Annotated in this window: 1 protein-coding gene; it reads right to left on the bottom strand. The window is 42.9% G+C overall.

Annotated elements, in window-relative coordinates:
* Positions 1 to 212: type IV secretory system conjugative DNA transfer family protein (locus IQR33_RS36120; protein WP_193844154.1), on the bottom strand; the 212-nt coding region annotated here is incomplete at both ends.

Below are 212 nucleotides of genomic sequence, written 5' to 3'. Positions count from 1 at the left end.
CTCATCTCAGCAATTGCTTGTTCTGAGCCCATGGCCCATCCCTCATCAAGAGCTGAGTTGAAGATCTCCAATTCTTCTGAATTTCTAGGTAAAAGTTCGTCAATTAATGTGGTCGGCGTAAGTGAATTTTTGTCGTAGAGATAGTCAGACCAATGCGGTTTCCTCAACACAGGCTTAGGTTGTTCTCTCAATCGATAGACAAGATTATCGGT

Origin of the sequence: Vibrio sp. OPT46 (assembly GCF_015163535.1) — a bacterium.
Classification (GTDB): Bacteria; Pseudomonadota; Gammaproteobacteria; order Enterobacterales; family Vibrionaceae; genus Vibrio; species Vibrio alginolyticus.
This window is presented reverse-complemented; position numbering and strand designations above follow the sequence as displayed.